Genomic DNA, 730 nt, shown 5'->3' on the forward strand with positions numbered 1-730 from the left:
TTTATGTTAAAACTAACTTTTTTACAATTTTTTTCATTTGCTAAAATATGTCCTGTAACTTGATTAATTTTAAATAAACAAGGAAATGCTGGCATATCAATTGGGTTTATAAGATAACCTTCGACATTATTTATCTTAGGTAATGCGATTTCTTTATATTGATCACAACTTAAATTTTCTAGAGTAGGAAATATAATTTTATTAGATTCTGTTCCTCCTGTACAGCAACCAAGTAAGTTATTCCAATCTAAAGCCCAGTTCTTATTAGAACCAATATCTCTTTTAGGGTGGAAATGTTCAATCATCTGAGTTATATAGTCATCATCTCCTTGTGAACAGGAAAAATCTTGTTCACAATAAGCACATATCCCTCCTTGATCTTTAAAAATTTGTTTTTTTACTCTTTTATAAGATTTTTTCTTTTTTCTGAAAGCTTTCCAAGTATAAGATTTATTTGTGCTTCTATAATTTAGTAAAGCATTTGGTATGCTTGACTTATTGACCTTCTTCATATAAAGACTTTTCCCATTCTTTATTTTCGATAATTAACTTAGCTTCTTCTAGAGATGGTTCATTACCTTTAAAGTTTTTTTCTAATTCCTTCCTAAGCATTATTGCTTCTTCAGAATTATATTGATTTTCATTTACTAAAGATAAATACCGCTCTAATTTTTCTTTTATTTCATTATCTGATCTTGAATTTATATTATATAAAAGTGTATAGATACTA

At 26.7% G+C, this 730-nt stretch carries 2 protein-coding genes; both read right to left on the reverse strand.

Annotation, left to right across the window (positions count from 1 at the left end; all coding sequences use genetic code 11):
• Positions 1–512: retron system putative HNH endonuclease (locus QZ106_RS00720; protein ID WP_295973030.1), on the reverse strand; the 512-nt coding region annotated here is incomplete at its 3' end.
• Positions 496–730, reverse strand: a 235-nt coding sequence (locus tag QZ106_RS00725; RefSeq protein WP_295973033.1) for a hypothetical protein, incomplete at its 5' end; no start/stop codon positions are given. The genes QZ106_RS00720 and QZ106_RS00725, both read right to left, overlap by 17 nt.

The organism is uncultured Aggregatibacter sp. (assembly GCF_901873365.1).
Taxonomy (GTDB): Bacteria; Pseudomonadota; Gammaproteobacteria; order Enterobacterales; family Pasteurellaceae; genus Aggregatibacter.